Consider the following 19,737-nt stretch of genomic DNA (forward strand, 5'->3'; position numbering starts at 1 on the left):
AGAACAACTCGCTCCATTCCGCCTACCCAGGGCTCAGACTGCTCTCAAGGCAAAATCAATCCATAGCTTTGCTTCTATCGACTTTATCACAGCCTTCCAAAAAGGGCACAGGCCACTACAAGGTGCAATCTCCAGACAAAAGGGACAGAGGCTGTCCGGCAGGATTCTACCTGCATCTTGTGGGAAGGCAAGTAGCTGAGCAGCTTTAGACTCTAGATATTGTAGATAGATATTGTAGATGAACCCCGAACAGACCGTCTTCGATTCAGAACTCTCCCCTTGGCTTCTTAGGAAGGATAGCATAGGGTACCAAGCCCGCTGCCTGAGAAAGTGTTGACTTTCCACCAGAGACGACTTCTGCCATGGCAACCACTCCCCAACGCCAGACTCTGCCGGTTGTCGATTTTGCCGCCTTTCAGAAAGGAACGGCAGGTGAGCGGGAGCAGTTTGTCCGCCAGGTGGGGGAAGCCCTGCAACAGATTGGCTTTTTTGCCTTGGTTAACCATGGCCTATCGCCGGAATTGATCCGGGAAGCCTATGAAGCCGCAGAAGCCGTTTTTCTTTTGCCAGAGCCAACCAAGAGAGCCTATGAGGATCCGGCGCTGCTGGGGCAACGAGGGTACACCCCCTTTGGCAAAGAACACGCTAAAGATCATCCCTATCCTGACATGAAAGAGTTTTGGCACATCGGGCGCGAAGGGGATCCCCACCTTCCTGCCAACATCTGGCCTCGGGAGGTGCCCCAATTTCGCAGGGTGATGGTAGAGCTGTTCGCCCAACTGGAAACCTGTGCCCAGGGCCTGTTGCAGGCGGTCTCTCTGTATCTGGGGGAGCTTGCCGAATACTTGCCCAAAGCGGTGGAAGGAGGAGCCAATCTCTTGCGGGTGATTCATTATCCGCCGATCCCTGCTGAAGCCCCTCCCCAGAGTTTACGAGCTGCAGCCCATGAAGACATCAACTTGATTACGCTCTTGTGTGAAGCCACCGCACCAGGTCTAGAGCTTCTGCAACGAGATGGATCTTGGCTGCCCATTTCGGCCCTCCCTGGTCAGATCATTGTCGATGCTGGGGATATGCTGCAAAACCTCACCAATGGCCTGTTGCGCAGCACCACCCATCGGGTGACCAACCCCGACAACCCTCAAGAATGCCGCTTTTCCATTCCCTTCTTTGTGCATCCGCGGCCAGAGGTGGATCTCACGCCCTTGCCGACTTGTGTGGCCCGCACCGGCGGGATCCCTCGGTTCCCTTCCCTGACTGGCGGAGAATACTTGGCCCAGCGGTTGAGGGAAATTGGCCTGGCCGAGGCAGGATCCCCGCCCCAGCATTGATCCCAACTGGGGGTCTCTATGTTTCGGATCCCGGCCTTGCCCTACGAGTATGAAGTTCCCAGCCTGTCTCAGTTGGCCCTGGTGATCATCGATATGCAGCGAGATTTCCTGGAACCAGGCGGCTTTGGGGAGATGCTGGGCAACGATGTCACCCAACTGGGATCCATTGTGCCCACCCTGAAGGGGCTGCTGGACTTTTTTCGTCAAAAGGGCTTAACCGTCATTCATACCCTGGAGGGTCACCAGCCAGATCTCTCCGATTGCCCGCCCAGCAAGCGCAAACGCGGCAAGGGATCCCTGACCATTGGGGACGAAGGCCCTATGGGGCGGATTTTGATTCGGGGAGAGCCGGGCAACACCATCATCCCTGAGCTTGCTCCGCTTGCGGGAGAGATCGTCATTCCCAAACCCGGCAAGGGGGCTTTCTACGCCACCGAGCTGCAAGCAATCTTGCAAAAGCGCGGCATCACCCACCTGCTGTTCACCGGGGTAACCACAGAAGTCTGCGTGCAAACCACAATGCGCGAGGCCAATGACCGCGGCTATGAGTGCCTGCTGGTGGAAGATTGCACCGCCAGCTACTTCCCAGAGTTCAAGCAAGCCACCCTGGAGATGATCCGGGCGCAAGGGGGCATCGTCGGCTGGACGAGTTCTGCTCAGAACATCCAAAAAGCGTTATCGGGTTTACAGTGAGTGTGAATAACCCAACAAGCGTGAGGCTGAACCGATGACACTGGCTCAGGAGGCAACTGCCCAAGTCCCCGCCTTTTGCGAAGGGATCCAGTACTTCGGGGATCCCTGGCCGGAATTTGACCGCCTGGGCCAGGCCCCTGCAGTGGATGCCGGCACCGGGAAACTGAGGGATCCCGGCAGTCGTATGGCCGCCTACCAAACCTTGCTCTATGCCGATGCCTTGCGCTACCTCACCCTGCAAATGACCGCCAGCAAAGCCTCAGGCCACCCAGGGGGATTTGCCAGCCAAGCAGAAGCCTATGCCGCTCTGGTGTACCTGGGCCAGAAGAACATCCCCACCGAAGTCGGGCACCACGCGCCGGGCTTTTACGCGGCCATGTTTTTGGATGGATCCCTGGCCGAGATGGGCATCCACACCGTCTCCGACCTACGGGCCCGTTTTCGAGAGCGGGAAGGGCTGTTGGGTCACCTATCCGGCTACATTCCCGGGCTGCTGGCACCGGCTGGGCCGCTGGGGCAAGGACAACACTTTGCCATGGCAGGAGCCCTGCTCTATCCAGATCGCCTCTTCCCGGTCACGATTGGGGATGGCGGCCTGGGGGAGCCCTATGTGATGAGCTCCATGATTCACTTCCACACGGCTTTCCCGCAGCGCACCAACTTCCTGCCGGTGCTGGTCTGGAACGGCTACAGCCAAGAGCACCACAGCATGATCTCCACCGCCAGCAACGCCCAGATGGCCGAGTATTGGCGGGGCAACGGCTTTGAGGAAGTGGTGTTGGTGGATGCCAAGGACTTCGACGATGCCCAGCAGCCCGGCCCCTATGTCGATAGCACTCAGTTTTCCCTAGAAGCCCGCCTTGCCTTTGCCCAAAGGGTGCTGATCGAAATGGAGCGAGCCATCCAATCAGCCCTGAGCGGACAACTGACCGTTTTCATCCTCAAACAACTGAAGGGGGCTGGGGTACATGCCAAGGGATCCAAGTCCCACAACCTCTACGGCCACCACACTCTGGATCACCCGGACATTGTGGCGGCTCTGCGGGCGCGGGCCTTACATCCGGCAGCTTGGGCCCTGGTGCGACAAAACTGCCAACGGGCAGCCGGGGGGCCAGCCGCCAAGGTGGCGGTTACAGAGTTCGTTCGGCCTTTGCCGCCTTTGGGATCCCTGAACCTGACGGAGTTTCCCCTAGGGGACAAGCAGGTTTCCACCACGGCCATCGGATCCCTCGTGGTGCAGGTGGGGCAGAAAGATCCCGACTTTTTGGTGGCCAATGCCGACGGCAACGAAGCTTCCGGCATTGCCAATGTGAACCAAGGTCTCAAGGTGATTCACCCCACGGTGGATCCCCTCTACAACCAACAGCCCCAAGGCCAGGTCTACGAACCCCTGAGCGAAGATGCCTGCGCGGGGCTAACGGCGGGCCTAGCCCTCTTCGGCGGACGCTCCCTGTGGTGCTCCTACGAGTCCTTTGCCGTCAACGGCCTACCCATCTGGCAGACGGTAACCCAAGCCATGGCGGAGCTGCGCCGGCCCACCCCCTCGGCCATTGCCCTCTTCACTGCCGGCGCTTTGGAACAGGGGCGCAACGGCTGGACCCACCAACGCCCGGAAATTGAAGCCTACCTGGCAGCTATGATGCGCAACGGCAACATCTTTCCCCTCTTCCCGCCGGATGCCAACTGTGCCCAAGCTGCCTACGAATGGGCCCTATCCACCTGCAACAAAGGGATCCCTATCATCGCCAGCAAAACTCCCCTACCCATCCGCACCACCCTAGAACAAGCTCGCCAAGCAGTAGAGCAAGGCTGCACCGTCCTTCAGGAACTTCCTGGATCCCGCACCGTCGTCTTTGCCGTGGTGGGGGATATGATTCTCCTGCCCGTGTTCGAGGCGGCTGAGCAGCTCCAAGCCCAAGGGATCGGCTGCAAGATCGTCTCGGTAATTAACCCCCGCCGTCTGTATCGCCCCGGCGACGTGGCTTGGTCCACCTGTGCTCAGCCAGATGGGGAATTCATGTCCGACCAAGAATTTGCCGCTTGGTTTGCCGGCGAGGCCCTCATCGGCGTAACAGGCGGATCTAGCCTGATGCTCGAACCCTTGATGTTGCGCTATGCCGGCCCGCGGGATTTCTTCGCTTGGAAACGCGGCGAAACCACCGCCACCCCCGCCGAATTGATGGACTACAACGGCCTGACAGCCCAAGCACTAGCAGAACGAGCCAAGCAACTGCTATGCTGAGGGCGAGCTTTTAGCTTGGTTAGCATTGTCCACCTTATTTTTTCCTATTTTTTCCTATGACTGCGGCTAGCTCTCTCCGAGAGAAGCTTGAGAGGATATCTCCCACCGAGAGGGTAGAGCGAGTTGTTGTCCAACACTTTGCTTCTCCTCTCCTGCAGGCGCTTGGCTTTGACGACTTGGAAATTAGATATGAATTCGAGACAGGTTGTGGCCAGGTCGACCTCGCCGCAAGAAAGAACGAAGATCCTGAAGATACTTTCTTTAACTCCCAAAGGAACCCCTACTTGCTTTTGGAGGCAAAATCCAGAGTAGTCAACCTCAAAGAAGGATCTTACTATAGGGATGCAGTTTGTCAAATAGAAAGCTACCTGCTCGGCGAGAACTGCAAATCTGCAAAATGGGGAATTATCACCAATGCAAACAACATCCAGATCTGGAGGAAGCATGGAAAAGTCGTCCACCCTGCTACAGCAAACTTCTCCATTAATCCAGATAACATTGAGAGCATAGTGCGTAACTTGCGAGACAAGATAGAAAACTATGAACGCGCTCTGACTGTATGCGTGTATAACAATAAAGGGGGCGTAGGCAAAACAACGACGGTCATTAACCTTGCAGCAGCACTAAAAACCAAGGGAAAAAAGGTCTTAGTTGTTGACTTTGATTCTCAGGGTGATCTGACAAGAAGTTTGGGAGCCACTCCTGGAAAAATTACACTGACGCAATGTTTAAAGGATCCCAAAATAGACATCCATGCCATTGTCCAAACATATAGACTCAAATATAGACTCAAAGGCAAGCAGACTACCCTTCCCATCTTCGACATTATCCCAAGAGACCCTGAGCTGGAGACGTTGACCGACAGCCAGTCGCTAGCATATATCCAAAAGGGAACCCGACGCCTTCGAGATCTGATTGCCCCTCTTCGCAATGAGTATGATTACATCCTAATCGACTGCCCAACTCAATGGCTTTACTTCAGCCAAAGTGGTGTTTTTGCTGCCGATGTTATTTTGATACCTACCCGCCCCGACGATCTGTCTTCCCTGAATAATGCTGCTAGAGTAATCACCAGCTTTGTTCCAGAAACTGCTAAGTCACGACAGGATGGCGGCCCCAGGACTTTGCCTATCTTTTTCAACGGCGTTTCTTCGGGAAGTGAATACACTATTCAACTAGCTAACGAAGAGATAGGTAAGCTTATCGACCAGGAGAAAAGTGTAGATCTACGTCCATATTTCTGGCCGCATTTTAAGAAAGGTAATGAAAACAAAAGCATTTTTAGGATACCTGACTATGCAGTGATATCCTCTGCAAGCTTTGATCGAACTCCTGCCGTCTTTAGGGACAGGAGAGTTTTAGAATACTACCAGAGTCTTGCCCGTGAGTACTTTATCGATGAGTGAGTTTTCAGATCTAGGTAGGTTGGTTAACTTACCCCTTGAGAGCATTACGCCCGCCGATGGGTTTTCTGCTCCCTCCTTCCTTGTTGCCGCAGCCGCAGATCAGCTAAGGGCGACAGGAGGACACAACTGGGTTCCTCTGCTGGTGGTCGAGGCTGGCGACTATCAGTACAAAGCCATTGGTAACCATTTTGTCTATGCAGTTGCTCGAGAGGCGGGGCTGGAGAGGCTATGGTGTATCGTTGTCGATCCTGATCCAGAGCAGGTTAAGCAGGCCCAGATTCTCGCCAAAGAAATTGTTCCGAAGGTAAATTTGACCAATACATCGAGAGAGACTATCTTGGCTGCGCTAAGATACCTAGCCGAGCGACCCAGCAGTCCCCTCAAGGGAGTCGATGTAACCATTGCAGCTGCCCGGATTGCAGAGGCGGATAGAAGTTGGTGGCAGGACTTAACCCCCATAACCAAGCTTGGGTGCAAAATTACGCGAGGCAAAAAACTGGATGCCCTATCGGAAGTATTTTTCGTAACTCCTACAGCGTTGCCCCCTACTCTGAAGAAATCATCCAAGAGATCTGCGGCATCCGCTGGCGCGAAGAAAGCGACCTCAACTCGCTCGCGGAAAACAACAGAGGGAGAGAGCTGAAAGGGATCCCTTCAAAAACATATTCTCCTCTCCACATCACCGAGGCCCGACTCCGCTTGCTGTGGGATGCCTGCCTCAAGCCTCCCTTTGAATGGCTACTGCCACCCAAACAGCCTTGGCCGCTCTCAACAACAGCCTCCATGGCAGGTATGCTCTGCTTACCTAGGACGACCGGATCCATCTGGAGCTCATGCACAGGACGATCACCAGCATCTTGGAGATCGACCTGACCCAAACCGTCCGGTATTATCTTGACCACAGGGATCCCCCCCTTATTGCCTGGATCCTGGGCCGTGATCAAGCGCTCCAGACCTGTTGAAACCTCATATTGTTCAGGGTCAGGCCCCATTGGGATCCAACGCTGCCACAGATCCGAGGCTTTGTAGCTACAGAGTTTGAGGACTCGATAAACTTATGAGGTCGAAGCTCAACGGCTGGAACCGGTAGGATTGACTTATCTTTGGCCAGTGTCCTGCTAGGAATGGATTATGGCGCTTTACAACTGCGACTTTTATGCCTGGACACAAGAACAAGCCGCGCTGCTGAGATCGGGGCAATGGGATCGATTGGATATTCCCAACTTGGTGGAGGAGATTGAGGCTTTGGGCAGGCAAGAACGCCGCGAATTGGTGAATCGGCTAGGGATCCTGGTGGGCCATCTGCTAAAGTGGCAGTTTCAGCCTCAACAACGAAGCAAAAGTTGGACAGCCACAATCATCGAACAGCGGCAAGAAATCCAGGAGTTAATTGCGGATAATCCCAGCCTTAAATCTTATCTGGTTGAAGCAATAGAAAAAGCTTATCAAAAGGGCATACTGCTGGTGGCTAAAGAAACGCCTCTATCTCTGGACGATCTGCCTGCCCAGTGCCCCTACACATTGGATCAGGTGATGGATCCCGACTTTTACCCCGAACAGGAGAATTCCCAGTGACGCTAGACCTCGATACTTATGCCCATACTTAAGAAGGCGATGGCACTACATGAACTTTGCTAGCTTTGCTCCTTGTGTTAACTCTGCTGGCCCTAGCAGCTCAATTTTCTCACTCCGATGTTAGATGCTCTCTTCAAAATAATCACTATCAATCTTCTTTACCGGATACAATGAAACTGTAGATACGCCAACGTCGTGCTCAATCATTAGATTTGTTAGTTGTTCGCCGTCAATCAAAACAATCTTACTGCCGATCTGCGAAACGTAGCTGCTAGCGTCTTCAGTAAACCTGGAGGTAGTGATAAAAATACCCTTGTTTGCTCTTTGAGCCTGTAAAGCACCCACAAACTGCATGACATCAGGACGACCTACCGGATTGCTATCCCAACGCTTTGCCTGAATATACACAACATCAAGACCGAGTTTGTCCTCTTTGATGATCCCATCAATTCCACCATCGCCACTCTTGCCAATTGCTTTGCCTGCATCTGCCCGTGAGCCTCCGTAGCCCATTTTAACCAGCAGCTCCACAACAACCTTTTCGAAGAAGGCGGGCGATACTTTCTTTAGCTTGGCAAGCAGTTCATCAGCCAGTTTGTCACGGAGACTTTCATATGCAGCTTCTAACTGTTCTAATGGTGTCGCTGCCGAAGTCTCTGATAAAGCTTTTTGTTTGCTTGCCTTGTTGCTGCTTCTTGTGTCTTTGGGCCCCTCAAATTCTCGGAATTCAGGATATTGCCTGAGTAACTCTACATTGATGGTTTTGGGCTGTTTTTCAAGAAGATCTCTTCCGCGGTCAGTAATTTGGTAGAATCCTCTGCGCGTTGTTTCCAGCAGCCCTGCCTTTTTCATATAAGTTGCAGCCCAGCCGACGCGATTGACAAAGGTTGGCTGTACACCGCTCGGCAGCATCTCCCTGAGATCGTCCTCTGTGAGGCCCAGTTCCTTTGCCAGAACTTCAACAGCTTCGCTGGTTGATATTTCGGTTTCTTTACGTGCTGCAAACTGGAGAAGTGGCAACATCAAGCTCTGATAATCGGGAACGGCCATTTGTAGAACCGATGTGAAGACAGGGATCCCAAACCGAAGTAGGTTCCACCCATAACTTTACGCCAACCCTCTGCTGCAAGCCAGTTAGGGTATCCGCCAGGCCGGGAAGCCTCTGAAAAAAGAAAGTTTGACGTGGATGGCTCAGGCGTGATTTGAACACGCGACCAAGGGCTTATGAGTCCCCTGCTCTACCGCTGAGCTACTGAGCCAGGATAGTGCTTAACTAGAATAGCACTCTTGGTCCGGAACTGCGCCTCAGAAAATCCCCTCAGCCCCCTCTCGGGAAGAAGCCCCAGACAAGGCAATGCCTATCGGCAGGCCAGGGCAGCTTCGTAAACCCGTCGGTTGGCCGCGAGAGACTTCTCCAAATCCACCAGTGGGCGAGGGTAGTCCACCCCCAATCGGACTCCAAATTGCTTCTGCTCGGCAGCAGTGAGGCGATAGGGCTCGTGGATTTTATCCCCCGGGATCCCGGCCAATTCCGGCAACCAGTGGCGCAGATAGTCTCCTTTGGGATCGTACTCGCGAGATTGTTTGGGGATGTGGAAGTAGCGGAAGCCACGGGCATCATTCCCTACGCCGGCGGTGTAGTTCCAATTGCCGTAGTTGCTGGCCACGTCGTAGTCGATGAGCAACGACTCAAACCACTCAGCGCCCATGCGCCAGTCGATGCCCAGGTTCTTGGTCAAAAAGCTGGCCACATTCTGCCGTCCCCGGTTGGACATAAATCCGGTAGCCGCCAGCTCCCGCATGTTGGCATCCACCAAGGGGTAGCCCGTCTCACCCCGACACCAAGCCTGAAAGCGCGGCCAATCCTGCTGCCAAGGGATGGGGATCCCTTGGATCCCAGAAGGACGGAACAGTTTGGCGCCGTGCTTGGCCAAGATAAAGCGAAAATAATCCCGCCACAGCAGCTCAAACACCAGCCAGTAGGTGGACTCATTGCGCACCCGCTCCTGCTCGTAACGCTTGACCTCGGCATAGACGGTGCGAGGGGAGATGCAGCCCAGGGCCAACCAAGCAGAAAGCCGGGAGCTATCGTCGGGATCCAACATGCCGTTGCGGGTTTCTTTGTAGATGCGCAGCCGATCCAGATCCCAAAAGTAGGTTTGCAGGCGGGCATGGGCAGCAGTGCTGCCGCCGGTGTAGGTGAAGCGGGCCCGTGGATCCCTAGCAGGTGAAGATAGCCCCAGCGAGGCCAGGGTGGGCAGAGGGCCGGGATCCAAACCCGATGGCAGGGGGGGGATCGAGGGAATGGGCAAGGGATCCCGGATGGGGGTGCTTCCCTCGACTTGCTTTCGAAAGCGGGTGAACAGCTCCGGCAGTTGCGAGAGACAAAAGGGGAGATCCTCAGGGTGATAGAGGGTATGGCCCCAATCGACCTGCAGCCGGATCCCCAGAGACCGCAAAGCCCGCTCAACAGCAGCCGCCACCTCCTTCTCCTCGGTGCCCACCTCTTCATGGGCATAGACCGCCTCGACCCCCCACTCCTGTGCCAAGGTGGGGATCACCTGTTCTGGCTGTCCCTGGCGGATCACCAAATCCGAGCCGCGCGACCGCAACTGCTGCCGCAGATCTGCCAAACTCTCCAGCAAAAACTGACCGCGGAAAGGGCTGGTTCTGGGGCGGAGCCCAAGGGAAGTCTCGCCGAACTGGCGGGGATCCAAGCAATACAAGGGGATCAAAGGGGATCCCTGTTGGCAGGCCCGCGTCAGCGGCTGGTGATCCAGCAGGCGCAAGTCGGTGCGAAACCACAGCAGTACAGTCATTCTGCAGCTACCCTACACGGATCCCGCGGACTCAGACTTGGACACCCGAACCCCAGCTGGACGCCCCAGCTCAGGGCTGGGAACAAAATGAGGCACATCGGCAGCCGGGATGTGAACAGGGGCCTTGGTGCGCGGATGATAGGTTTGCCGGGCGGGACGATGGCGCAGCGAGAACGTGCCAAAGCGAGCCAGCCGCACGGATCCCCCCTGGGCCAGGCATTGGCTAATGCTGTCCAGCATAGCCTCCAGAGCAGCAGCAGCCATTTCCACGGTCAGGCCATCCACCTGCGCGGCCATCTGGCGGGCCAGCAAACGGCGAGTCAAATGAGGAGGAGAAGCCACCAACCGACCCTCTAGACAACAGAACACAGACAGGGGCTTAGAGCACCTCCAGTTCACTCTCGAAAAACCAATGTCGAGAGCGATCGGGAAACTCCAGAATGTAGCCGACACCGCTGCCATCGACCACACGCCGTGCCAGCACCACAGCCTCTTTGCCCACCAGAGCGCTGAGGTTTTCTTGTCCGCGATCCTGGACAGAGCGAACTTTGACCTTATTTCCAACCTTGATCGCCATAAAACCGCGAAGAGACTTACCACTCAAGATGGTACGGCAAAAGTCCCCTTGCCGAGCTCCTGCCGCACCTCTGCTGGGGTTGACCCCGATGGGATTGCTAGAATGGGGTCAGAGTGCCGTGCCCCAGGGAAGACTGCCTCCGTGATTGCCCTTTCCCTCAAACCCGCCCACTGCTCCTGGAGCGTTATCAGCTTTCCCTCCACCCTCTACACGCAGCCTGTCCTCGATCTCTTGATCTCAAAAGTCCCTCCTGCCTGGAGAGCGGAAATACGTTTGGGCCTACAGGAAGCAATCATCAATGCCGTCCGCCACGGCAACGGCCTCGACCCCAACAAGAAGGTGATCATCGAGTACGCCAGCTCGGAGCCCTTTTACCAATGGCTGGTGCGAGATCAAGGGCCCGGCTTTTGTCCCCAAGAGAAGCTCCACCGATGCCAACATAACATCTTGGAAACCGAAGAGTCGGGCCGAGGAATGCTGCTGCTCACCCAAATCTTCGACTTTGTGGAGTGGAATGAAACAGGCAACCAGGTCTACCTGGCCAAATACATCCACGCCAACTGCCGGGATCCCTGGATAGTCTGACCCTCAATACCACTCCCAAAACAGCTTGCCCATTTGGGTAATCTGGCAGCCCCGATCGGGGTAGGGAGCTTCAGAAACCGCTAGGGCTGTGGTGGCGAAGGCAAAGCGCGTGGATGACCAGCGGGATCCCTTAGCGCTCCGCGCCGCTGACGCGACCGGGTCGGGCAGCTCGCTTTCCAAGAGCAACCCCAGGGATCCATAGCCATAGCCCAAATTGCGGTGGGGCAGGGAAGCCACCAACTTGCGCCAGGCGCGATTTGCACTCAAGGGGGGATCCGCGAGGGCCGTCTCCAGAGCCCCCAAAGAAGAGGCCAGGTAGGAATAGCCTTTGCGATCGGCATGATACACCTGTGCCGGCAGCGGGATCCCTGGCAGCGTTAGCGCTCCGCGCCGCTGACGCGACTGGGGGAGAGCCTCTGCCGCCTGCAATGACGCGGATCCTCCTTTCCCACTGACTTCCAGCGGCTCGCCTGCCAACACAGGGATCTCCGGTCGATGGATAGAGCGGTAAGGACTCCGTCCCGCTGTCGCCACCGGCGGGGGTTCTGACGGCAAGGACTCCGTCTCCCCCGCAGGAGTGGTCGGTTGGGCCCAGGCAGTGGCGGTGCCGCGCTTCGTTGCCAGAGAGATTACCTGCCAGCCTTGGGCGCGTGCCCGCTCATCCAAGTCGAAATAAGGACTCCGTCCCGCTGTCGCGACCGACTCATCCGGCAGCTTACCGACCCACAGCCAGGCTGGATCCCCGTCGCCGGGCAAAAGGGCAAAGGCAAACTCTCCCCGTTCCGGCAACAGACGCTGCCAGTCCAGCGCCACCTGAGATTGCAAGCGCTGCAGCCACTGGCCGGGATCCACCCGCAATCCCAGGGGATTTAGGGGCTGGATCTGCCCCAGGCTCTGCCAAACTGAGGCCAGATTCTCTCCGGAAATCAGCGCCAAGGTCTCATCCGGCAGATGTTGAAGGATCTGCGGGCGAAAGGCTTCTGCCGCCGGCAAGGAGAAGCCAGCGGGCGCATGCCAGAGGGCAGCACTTTCGGCCACCAAGCCCTGGAAGTTCACCCCCAACCCCAGCCCTACCGCCTGCAACGTCAGCCCGTCTGGAGAAACCGCCTCTGGATTCTGCCAGAAGGCCCAACCCACATGTGCCTCCCGCAGCGGCTGGATCACCCGCCGAAACAAGGGCTGAGCCACCAGAGACAACTGCGGCAACTGCCAAGCATCGATTGCAGCCCGAATGGCAGCAGGCTGCTCCGCCAGCAACACGTATTGCTCGCCGAAAACGGCTGCCGAGAAACCCTGCAGGCCCGGAATCGGGCTAGACACCACCTGAATGCCCTTGTAAGTGTCCACCTGCACCGGCCTCCCGGCCAAGCTCTGCCGTTCCCACAACAGGTTCAGCTCAAACTGAGAGAGCGCCGCATCCCGCGTTTCCAGGGCAACCAAAGTGCCCCACTCCGGCAAACTGGCCAAGAGGGTACTCCTCCCCAGCCAGGGCCGCACCTCCCGCTCAAAATCAAGGGATCCCCCGGCCAGCAAGGATCCCAGCCAGCCTGGGCCTTCAGGGGAGAAAAACTTTTGCCACTGCTGACGGGCAGCGCGTCGCTGGGGGGCAGGAGTTGCCGCTTGCCAAAACGCTTGCACCTCGTCCAGGGGAACAGCCAACACCAGCAGCGCTTGTGCGGAGCGAGGGGCCAAACCCACAATTGGCGGCAGTTCCGGGTGGGCCAGCAACAAAGCCACCGGACTGCGGGTGAGCAGCCATACGACAACCCACACCACCATGGCGGCCAGAAGACCCAACCCGATTAGGATCCCGCGCAAGAGTTGCCGTCGTCCCATATCTCAATCTCTGCACCGAGGGAGACATGGCTCGGACACCCAGGCCCTACTGCTCTGCACTGCTGGCATGAACAGGCCTAGTGAAGAAGCGCTGCCCTCAGTCCTGCATGATAAAACCTTACCATGGAACAGAGGCTAACCCTGGTGTGCCAGCTGGAGCCCACCGCTGAGCAGGCGGCCAAGTTTAGAGGCACCCCACAAGCCTTTGTGATCCGCACTACCATTCCAAACCAACGTGCAGATCAGCCCTGCCTTGACCAGCCCGGCAGCTATCTAGGCCCATCCGAAAGTCAAACCCATGTCAGAGTTTCAACTGGTTTCTCCCTATCAACCCACCGGAGATCAACCTAAGGCAATTGCCGGCTTGGTGAAGTCGATTTCAGAAGGCCATCGTTTTCAAACCTTGCTGGGAGCAACCGGAACCGGCAAAACGTTTACCATCGCCCATACCATTCAGCAGGTAGGCAGGCCCACCTTAGTGATGGCCCACAATAAGACTTTGGCAGCACAACTGTGCAATGAGCTGCGGGAGCTTTTTCCTCACAATGCCGTTGAATACTTCATCAGCTATTACGACTACTATCAACCGGAAGCCTATGTTCCCAGCACCGATACATACATTGCCAAATCTTCTTCCATCAACGATGAAATCGATATGTTGCGGCACTCGGCTACCCGCTCTTTGTTTGAACGGCGAGATGTGATTGTGGTGGCCTCGGTGAGCTGCATCTATGGTCTGGGCATGCCAGAGGAGTACCTGAAGGCTTCCATCCCCTTCAAAGTCGGCCAGGAGATTAACCAACGGGATGTCCTGCGGGATCTGGCCAGCATCCAGTACGAGCGCAATGACCTGGAGCTGGTGCGGGGGCGATTTCGCCTCAAAGGGGATGTGCTGGAAATTGTGCCGGCCTATGAGGATCGGGTCATTCGCATCGAATTTTTTGGCGATGAGATCGAGGCCATTCGCTTAATTGATCCGGTTACAGGTGAGATTTTGAACAGCCTCAGCGCCCTCAGAGTTTATCCTGCTCGGCACTTTGTAACGCCGGAAGCACAATTGGAGCGGGCGATCCTCAATATCGAGCAAGAACTGGAAGAGCAACTGGCCCTCTTTCGCAAAGAAGGCAAGCTCCTGGAAGCCCAACGCCTAGAGCAGCGCACCCGCTACGACCTAGAAATGCTGCGGGAGGTGGGCTATTGCAATGGGATCGAAAACTACTCTAGACATTTAACGGGACGCAAAGCAGGAGAGCCCCCCGCCTGCTTGGTGGATTATTTCAAGGCCGACGATTGGCTGTTGGTGGTGGATGAGTCCCACGTCACTGTGCCCCAAATTCGCGGCATGTATAATGGCGACCGTGCCCGCAAGCAGGTGCTGGTGGATCACGGTTTTCGCCTGCCCAGCGCCCTCGACAATCGCCCCCTCAAAGCCGAAGAATTTTGGGCCAAGGTTCATCAGTGTATCTTTGTTTCGGCTACTCCCGGCAACTGGGAACTGGAGCAGAGCGAGGCCCAATTTGAAACCCGGGTGGAAGATGGCAAGACCTTGAAGTTTTATGTGCAGGGCAGCGGTCGGGTTATCGAACAGGTGATTCGGCCCACTGGGGTGGTGGATCCCGAGGTGCATGTGCGCCCTACGGCTGGGCAAGTGGACGATTTGCTGGGAGAAATTTATTTGCGATTGGAGCGCTCTCAGCTGGGGCCTGCCGAACGGGTGATCGTGACCACCCTCACCAAACGGATGGCAGAGGACCTCACGGAATATCTCCAGGAGCGAGGGATCCGAGTTCGCTATTTGCATTCCGAGATCACCTCGATTGAGCGAATTGAAATCCTACAAGACTTTCGAGAAGGGGCCTTTGACGTGTTGGTAGGAGTTAACTTGCTCCGGGAAGGGTTGGACTTGCCAGAAGTTTCTTTGGTGGCCATTTTGGATGCCGACAAAGAAGGGTTTTTGCGAGCAGAGCGCTCCCTGATTCAGATGATTGGGAGGGCAGCACGAAATGTCCGCGGTATGGTGGTGATGTACGCCGACACCATGACCAGCAGCATGGCCCGGGCCATTGCCGAAACCCAGCGTCGCCGCGAAATTCAATTGCAATACAACCGCCAACACAACATCACGCCCAAGCCCATCGTCAAGAAAAACAGCAATGCCATCTTGTCTTTTTTGGCCATCTCCCGCAAACTTAACGACCCAGATCTGGAAAAAGCCTTTCAAGCTGCGCAAGAGATCCCTCTCTCCGAGATTCCGGAGCTGATCGGCCAACTGGAACTCAAGATGAAAGAGGCCGCCAAAAACCTAGAATTTGAGGAAGCCGCCCAGCTACGAGATAGAATCAAAAAGCTACGTCAACGCCTTCTAGGCCACCCTCAGGGCATCTAAAATCCTTGCTCAGATCGGCCAAAATTGAGGTCGGCTTGTGCCACCATGAGCTTACAGGGCAGCCCTCAGGGATCCCCAATTATCGATGGGCGTTCGTATCAAACCGGCCATGCAGGACTCTGTCCCATTTCGGCGAGCAGTTCTCTTGATTGGGCTGGCGGTGGGGATAGGTCTCTGGCTTACCCCTGCCGTTGCCTCTGCCCCTTCATTGGCTCAAGCCCTTGAATTTCGGGATCCCAACTTTTTCCTGGCCGATCCCCGACCCACACCGGCTGAAGCGCCAACTCCTGAGGGATCCCCTGCTCCGGCTCCCAGCCCAGTCGGGATCCCTTTGACCGGCCAAGAGGGCACAGAGGTGTTGGTCGGGAACATACCGGTGTTCCGCCTGCAGACGGCAGACTACCCCAGCGATGTGCGGGCCGACAACGTTCGGGCGATCATCGAGCGCTTTCTCGAAGAAGGGCAGTTGCCACAGCCAGAGGTACGGGTAGCCCAGGATGCCAATGGGCAATACATCTTACGCCTGGGGGAAAGAGGCCGCTTTGAGGCCACCCAACGGTATTTGTTTACCGTCACCTATGCCGATGCTGCCGCGGAGCGCAGGGTGGCACCGGGTCAGGTGAACCTGAATGACGTTCGTCTGGTGGCTAACAGTTGGGCGCGGCGGTTGGAGCAAGCGATTGCCGATTACCGCGAAGATCTGCTGGCTCTGCAGCGGGCCCAGGATCCGCGCGTGCTGGTTCTGACCCTTTTGGCAGGGATCGCCACCCTGGTGGTGGGGTTCTTTCTCTGGCGGCTGTTCGACCGCAGCCTAACCCGCTTGCAACGCTGGTTGGAGCTTAAGGCCGGAGAGGCCTGGGGCACCTGGATTGATGTGGGTGGGATGCTGCTGCGGGGCGTGGGGGCAATCCTCATCGCCGGCATCTCGCTGGATCGCGGCATCAGCTTCATACCTGCCCTGCGACCTTTTCAGCGCTCCTTTTACCTGGGCCTGGGTCGTGTGGTCGCCACGGCTCTGGGCGTTCTCACCCAGCCTCTGCCCAACTCCAGCGTTTCGATTGCCAGCTTGCTGGTCTTCCTCGTCCTCTCCATCTTGGTTTTCACCGGCGCCCACTACGTCAGTGTTGGCTTCAAGCAACGCTTTCTGGCACGCCTAGGGCTGGATCTGGGCACCCAAGAGTCTTCGGCGGCCATCTTCAAGTACATCCTGACCCTGTTCGGCATCCTTCTGGTCTTGCCCTTCAGCGGCCTTAATCTGGGCTCCTTGGCGGTTATTGCCGGGGCGGTGGGTTTGGGGATCGGCTTTGGTTTGCAAAACCTCTCCAACAACTACATCAGCTACATTGCCATTTTGCTGGAGCGCCCCATCCAAATCGGGGATCTGGTGGAAGTGGACAACCTGCTCGGCACAGTGGAGCGCATTGGCCCACGGGCTACCGTCTTGCGCACCCTGGATCGCATCTTTGTGATCGTGCCCAACTCCCGCTTTACCGAATCAAAGGTGGTGAACTGGAGCTACCGGGATCCCCGCTGTCGCATCCACATTCCGGTCGGCGTGGCCTACGGCTCCGATACCGCCTTGGTTACCGAAGCTCTGCTCAGCGCCGCCAGAGAAAATGCTCGGGTGTTGAGCAGCCCTGCCCCCCAAGTCTGGCTCAAGTCCTTTGGCCCTTCTGCACTTAACTTTGAGCTGCTGGTGTGGATCAACCGTCCTCAAGATCAGTTTGTCTTGATCAGCGAGCTAAACTTCCTAATCGAGGCTGAGTTTCGGCGACGTGGGATCCGCATCCCCTTCCCGCAACAAGATATTCATATCCGCAGCCTAGAGGGATTTGCCCCCCTCAGTCAAAATGGCGGATCCCCTTCTTTGCCCGATACCGACTCCATTCACTCTGCCCTCAAAGAAGCGGCTCAATCGCCGGAAGACCAAAATGGTGTTTCCTAAGCTATTGCCTGCCATTGACACCCTATCGACACCATGTTGCAGCGGTTAGATGAGGTACTGGGAAGCTTTGGCAGCCATCCCCGTTGGGCTGAACTGAAGCAAATGCAAACCCTGCGGCAGCTCTGGCCCGAACTCGTCGGAGAGGCCGTAGCCGCCCAAACCTATCCCCTCAGCGTGCGCCGACAGGTGCTGCAAGTGGCCACCTCTACCCCGGCCTGGGCGCAAAATTTAACCTTGCAACGTCAGCTCATTCTCAAGAAACTCAACAGCCGCATCCAACCTCCCCTCAGCGATATCCGCTTCAGCCCTGGTGCCTGGCACGAGGGATCCAGCCAAGCCACCCCCCACCCTGATGCGGAGCTGAGCAGCAAGTTTTATGGCGCTCCCCGCCTAGCAGACCAAGATGGACAACGCCCTGGATCCTGTCGCAGCCCCAATCCAAAACAGCCCACCTCCGACCCGAAAGTGGCTTTCGAGCGCTGGGCCAGAGTGGTGAAGCAACAACAAACCCAGGAGAACCTGTTCCCTTGCCCCGCCTGCCGCTGTCCTACCCCTGCCGCCGAATTGGAGCGTTGGTTTGTCTGTGGGTTCTGCCATCGACAATCCTTGCGCCCGCCCAGCTAACTCAGGAAACTCGAATTACGGTTGCTTCAAATGGCAATCAAACGATTCGTCAGGTCGATCCCCAACTTCTTTCTTCCTCTGAGAGAGGTTGTGGATGGTTACGGCAGCGGCAAGGAGCGCTTGGGAAGCGTCTCAACCCAGTTTGAAATGCAACTGCGAACCCTTAATCGTTCATAGCCCGATAGGTGGCCACCGAAGACGGCGATACACGGTTTAAATAGCGAAAGATCCAATACTTAAAAAGCGTATCTAGGAAAACCGGAAAAGTAGCAATAAAGCCGTAGATAAAATCGCGGTTCTCCGGTACCCCCAAATGGGCAGCCAAATTACCCAGCAGCACCTCCCAACCGTGGGGAGAGTGATAACCGACAAACACATCGGTAAAGAGAATAATAATGAAAGCCTTGGCACTATCGCTGAGACCGTAGATCAGACGATCCAAAAAAGACTTGAGGACTTCGATTTCCTCACGCCCAACAAAGATAAGCCAGCCAAACACCAGCAGCGAAAGCAAATCAGCAAGGATATTCTTCAAGCCTTCCGAGTTCCTACGGCTATATTTTTTCAGCAGTTCCTCTGCCTTCATGGACAGTTGATCTGCTGATTCCAGATCCCACTCTGGAGATTGATGGTGCAAAGCTCGCTCAAATTCCATTCTTTCCTTGAAAAACTCGAACTCTGTCAGGGCTTTTTCTTGAAATTCGTGGCTCAGAGCCACAATGGCAGGCTCCCGTTGTTGCAAGTGATCTACCAATGGCCCAAACAGAAAGTTTTTCGAGAGGATCTGGGTGAGCAGAGGCAAAATGGCCAACAACAACAGAAAACGAATCGATACCAGTGTGCGAGTGCGAGCCTCGCGATACTCTTGGATCAGTTCCTCTTCGGCCTGGGAACTCAGCTCACGGCGGATTTGGCTGGCTGTGCGCAGAATAGAACGGGGCAGAATCGCAGCTTTGGAAGCGACCGGGGCAGCGCCATTGCCGGAGCCTGCCTTGACAGAGACATTAGAAGAACTGGGTTGGGTTGAGGTAGGTTGTTCTGGCCGTTCGAGAGGCTCAGGTGAAGTGGAAATTGAAGCAGAGATGGGCTGGGATTTTCTGGTCGGGCGTTTGTATCGAGAAGTCACCTGATCGATAAACTGCAGTTTCTCCAAGATGGAAAGATCTCGTCTTTGGCGACCATTCTCGGAGTTTTCGCTGCTGCTTTCAGAAACATTGGCCTCAGCGGCATGGAGTTGTTGAGCTTTATCTTGGGCAGAAGTAGGGCCGCTGCCATTTTGCTCGGGATCCGGCAGGCGAGAAAAGGCGCTGCTGGCTCTGAACTCTGCCAAACGCAGATCGATCTGGCGCAGCTGCCGGCGCAGTTGAATCTGAAAGTAGCGGCTGACATTCTGGCCGTGTTGCCCATTGCTGCCAATGGACCCTCCCTGGAAGTATTGATCCTCAATGGCTTTAATGCGCAGGGCAGCCTCATAAGCTTGGTCGAGGGAGCGCAGGGGGGTATTCGAGATCCATTGGCCCAGCCTGCTCAATACGGATTCTCCCATTGCTCGTTCCCGTGGCACTCCCCATGGGGGCCGATCCACACATTACAGTGATCCGATTGACTAATTATTGTAACGAGTCCTGGGTGCCTAGGCGGGAATCCCAACGGTGGAGAAGTACTTGCAGAGACTGGCCCTGCCTCGACAGAAGTACAGACCGGCACCTTTGGGTCAG

16 protein-coding genes and 1 tRNA gene are annotated in these 19,737 nt (G+C 56.1%); 10 read left to right on the forward strand and 7 right to left on the reverse strand.

Translation table 11 applies throughout. The annotated features are described in order from the left end of the window. Positions 1-362 precede the first annotated feature (362 nt). From CYB_RS03775 to CYB_RS03800, 6 genes are all read left to right on the forward strand, one after another. On the forward strand, positions 363-1,331 hold the full coding sequence (locus CYB_RS03775; RefSeq protein WP_011432435.1) for an isopenicillin N synthase family dioxygenase: 969 nt from the start codon (positions 363-365) through the stop codon (positions 1,329-1,331). 18 nt (positions 1,332-1,349) lie between these two features. Continuing rightward, entirely contained in the window at positions 1,350-2,024 is a 675-nt protein-coding gene (locus CYB_RS03780; RefSeq protein WP_011432436.1) for a cysteine hydrolase family protein, read from the forward strand. Positions 2,025-2,058: 34 nt separating this feature from the next. Beyond that, positions 2,059-4,266, forward strand: a complete 2,208-nt coding sequence (locus CYB_RS03785; RefSeq protein ID WP_011432437.1) for a transketolase — start codon at positions 2,059-2,061, stop codon at positions 4,264-4,266. Positions 4,267-4,322: 56 nt separating this feature from the next. After that, complete coding sequence (locus CYB_RS03790) at positions 4,323-5,672, forward strand: AAA family ATPase (protein ID WP_011432438.1); 1,350 nt, start codon at positions 4,323-4,325, stop codon at positions 5,670-5,672. Next, the gene (locus CYB_RS03795) at positions 5,665-6,315 is read left to right on the forward strand and encodes a hypothetical protein (RefSeq protein WP_041436276.1); all 651 of its coding nucleotides are present in this window, start codon (positions 5,665-5,667) and stop codon (positions 6,313-6,315) included. Before CYB_RS03790 ends, CYB_RS03795 begins: the two co-directional genes overlap by 8 nt. 488 nt (positions 6,316-6,803) lie before the next feature. Further along, a complete protein-coding gene (locus CYB_RS03800; protein ID WP_011432439.1) occupies positions 6,804-7,247 on the forward strand; it encodes a DUF29 domain-containing protein in 444 nt (147 codons plus the stop codon). Between the two features lie 120 nt (positions 7,248-7,367). On the opposite strand, the gene CYB_RS03805 is transcribed toward CYB_RS03800, so the two are convergent. From CYB_RS03805 to CYB_RS14715, 5 genes are all read right to left on the reverse strand, one after another. Next, positions 7,368-8,297, reverse strand: coding sequence for a restriction endonuclease (locus tag CYB_RS03805; RefSeq protein WP_011432440.1), 930 nt, complete (start codon positions 8,295-8,297; stop codon positions 7,368-7,370). Between the two features lie 137 nt (positions 8,298-8,434). Beyond that, a tRNA-Met gene (locus CYB_RS03810) sits at positions 8,435-8,506 on the reverse strand. A gap of 99 nt (positions 8,507-8,605) precedes the next feature. After that, positions 8,606-10,066, reverse strand: coding sequence for a DASH family cryptochrome (locus tag CYB_RS03815; protein ID WP_011432441.1), 1,461 nt, complete (start codon positions 10,064-10,066; stop codon positions 8,606-8,608). Positions 10,067-10,078: 12 nt separating this feature from the next. Further along, a complete protein-coding gene (locus tag CYB_RS14710) occupies positions 10,079-10,408 on the reverse strand; it encodes an HU family DNA-binding protein (protein WP_238376891.1) in 330 nt (109 codons plus the stop codon). A gap of 37 nt (positions 10,409-10,445) precedes the next feature. After that, positions 10,446-10,643, reverse strand: coding sequence for a cytochrome b6f subunit PetP (locus tag CYB_RS14715; RefSeq protein WP_041436278.1), 198 nt, complete (start codon positions 10,641-10,643; stop codon positions 10,446-10,448). 141 nt (positions 10,644-10,784) lie between these two features. Between CYB_RS14715 and CYB_RS03830 the strand changes: the two genes are divergently transcribed. After that, the gene (locus CYB_RS03830) at positions 10,785-11,228 is read left to right on the forward strand and encodes an ATP-binding protein (RefSeq protein WP_011432443.1); all 444 of its coding nucleotides are present in this window, start codon (positions 10,785-10,787) and stop codon (positions 11,226-11,228) included. Positions 11,229-11,231: 3 nt separating this feature from the next. On the opposite strand, the gene CYB_RS03835 is transcribed toward CYB_RS03830, so the two are convergent. Beyond that, entirely contained in the window at positions 11,232-13,064 is a 1,833-nt protein-coding gene (locus CYB_RS03835; protein ID WP_011432444.1) for a DUF3352 domain-containing protein, read from the reverse strand. A gap of 298 nt (positions 13,065-13,362) precedes the next feature. Here CYB_RS03835 and uvrB point away from each other — a divergent pair, with 298 nt between their 5' ends. From uvrB to CYB_RS03850, 3 genes are all read left to right on the forward strand, one after another. Then, positions 13,363-15,450, forward strand: coding sequence for an excinuclease ABC subunit UvrB (gene uvrB, locus CYB_RS03840; protein ID WP_011432445.1), 2,088 nt, complete (start codon positions 13,363-13,365; stop codon positions 15,448-15,450). Positions 15,451-15,535: 85 nt separating this feature from the next. After that, a complete protein-coding gene (locus CYB_RS14035; protein ID WP_011432446.1) occupies positions 15,536-17,395 on the forward strand; it encodes a mechanosensitive ion channel family protein in 1,860 nt (619 codons plus the stop codon). A 33-nt stretch (positions 17,396-17,428) separates the two neighbouring features. Next, positions 17,429-18,019, forward strand: coding sequence for a DUF721 domain-containing protein (locus tag CYB_RS03850; protein WP_011432447.1), 591 nt, complete (start codon positions 17,429-17,431; stop codon positions 18,017-18,019). A 163-nt stretch (positions 18,020-18,182) separates the two neighbouring features. On the opposite strand, the gene pxcA is transcribed toward CYB_RS03850, so the two are convergent. Next, complete coding sequence (pxcA, locus tag CYB_RS03855) at positions 18,183-19,565, reverse strand: proton extrusion protein PcxA (RefSeq protein ID WP_011432448.1); 1,383 nt, start codon at positions 19,563-19,565, stop codon at positions 18,183-18,185. Positions 19,566-19,737 lie beyond the last annotated feature (172 nt).

Source organism: Synechococcus sp. JA-2-3B'a(2-13) (assembly GCF_000013225.1).
In the GTDB taxonomy this organism is placed as follows: domain Bacteria; phylum Cyanobacteriota; class Cyanobacteriia; order Thermostichales; family Thermostichaceae; genus Thermostichus.

Coding starts and splice junctions, on each gene's coding strand:
- CYB_RS03775 (WP_011432435.1), top strand. CDS start 363: ATGGCAACCACTCCCCAACGCCAGACTCTGCCGGTTGTCGATTTTGCC.
- CYB_RS03780 (WP_011432436.1), top strand. CDS start 1,350: ATGTTTCGGATCCCGGCCTTGCCCTACGAGTATGAAGTTCCCAGCCTG.
- CYB_RS03785 (WP_011432437.1), top strand. CDS start 2,059: ATGACACTGGCTCAGGAGGCAACTGCCCAAGTCCCCGCCTTTTGCGAA.
- CYB_RS03790 (WP_011432438.1), top strand. CDS start 4,323: ATGACTGCGGCTAGCTCTCTCCGAGAGAAGCTTGAGAGGATATCTCCC.
- CYB_RS03795 (WP_041436276.1), top strand. CDS start 5,665: ATGAGTGAGTTTTCAGATCTAGGTAGGTTGGTTAACTTACCCCTTGAG.
- CYB_RS03800 (WP_011432439.1), top strand. CDS start 6,804: ATGGCGCTTTACAACTGCGACTTTTATGCCTGGACACAAGAACAAGCC.
- CYB_RS03805 (WP_011432440.1), bottom strand. CDS start 8,297: ATGGCCGTTCCCGATTATCAGAGCTTGATGTTGCCACTTCTCCAGTTT.
- CYB_RS03815 (WP_011432441.1), bottom strand. CDS start 10,066: ATGACTGTACTGCTGTGGTTTCGCACCGACTTGCGCCTGCTGGATCAC.
- CYB_RS14715 (WP_041436278.1), bottom strand. CDS start 10,643: ATGGCGATCAAGGTTGGAAATAAGGTCAAAGTTCGCTCTGTCCAGGAT.
- CYB_RS03835 (WP_011432444.1), bottom strand. CDS start 13,064: ATGGGACGACGGCAACTCTTGCGCGGGATCCTAATCGGGTTGGGTCTT.
- uvrB (WP_011432445.1), top strand. CDS start 13,363: ATGTCAGAGTTTCAACTGGTTTCTCCCTATCAACCCACCGGAGATCAA.
- CYB_RS14035 (WP_011432446.1), top strand. CDS start 15,536: ATGGGCGTTCGTATCAAACCGGCCATGCAGGACTCTGTCCCATTTCGG.
- CYB_RS03850 (WP_011432447.1), top strand. CDS start 17,429: ATGTTGCAGCGGTTAGATGAGGTACTGGGAAGCTTTGGCAGCCATCCC.
- pxcA (WP_011432448.1), bottom strand. CDS start 19,565: ATGGGAGAATCCGTATTGAGCAGGCTGGGCCAATGGATCTCGAATACC.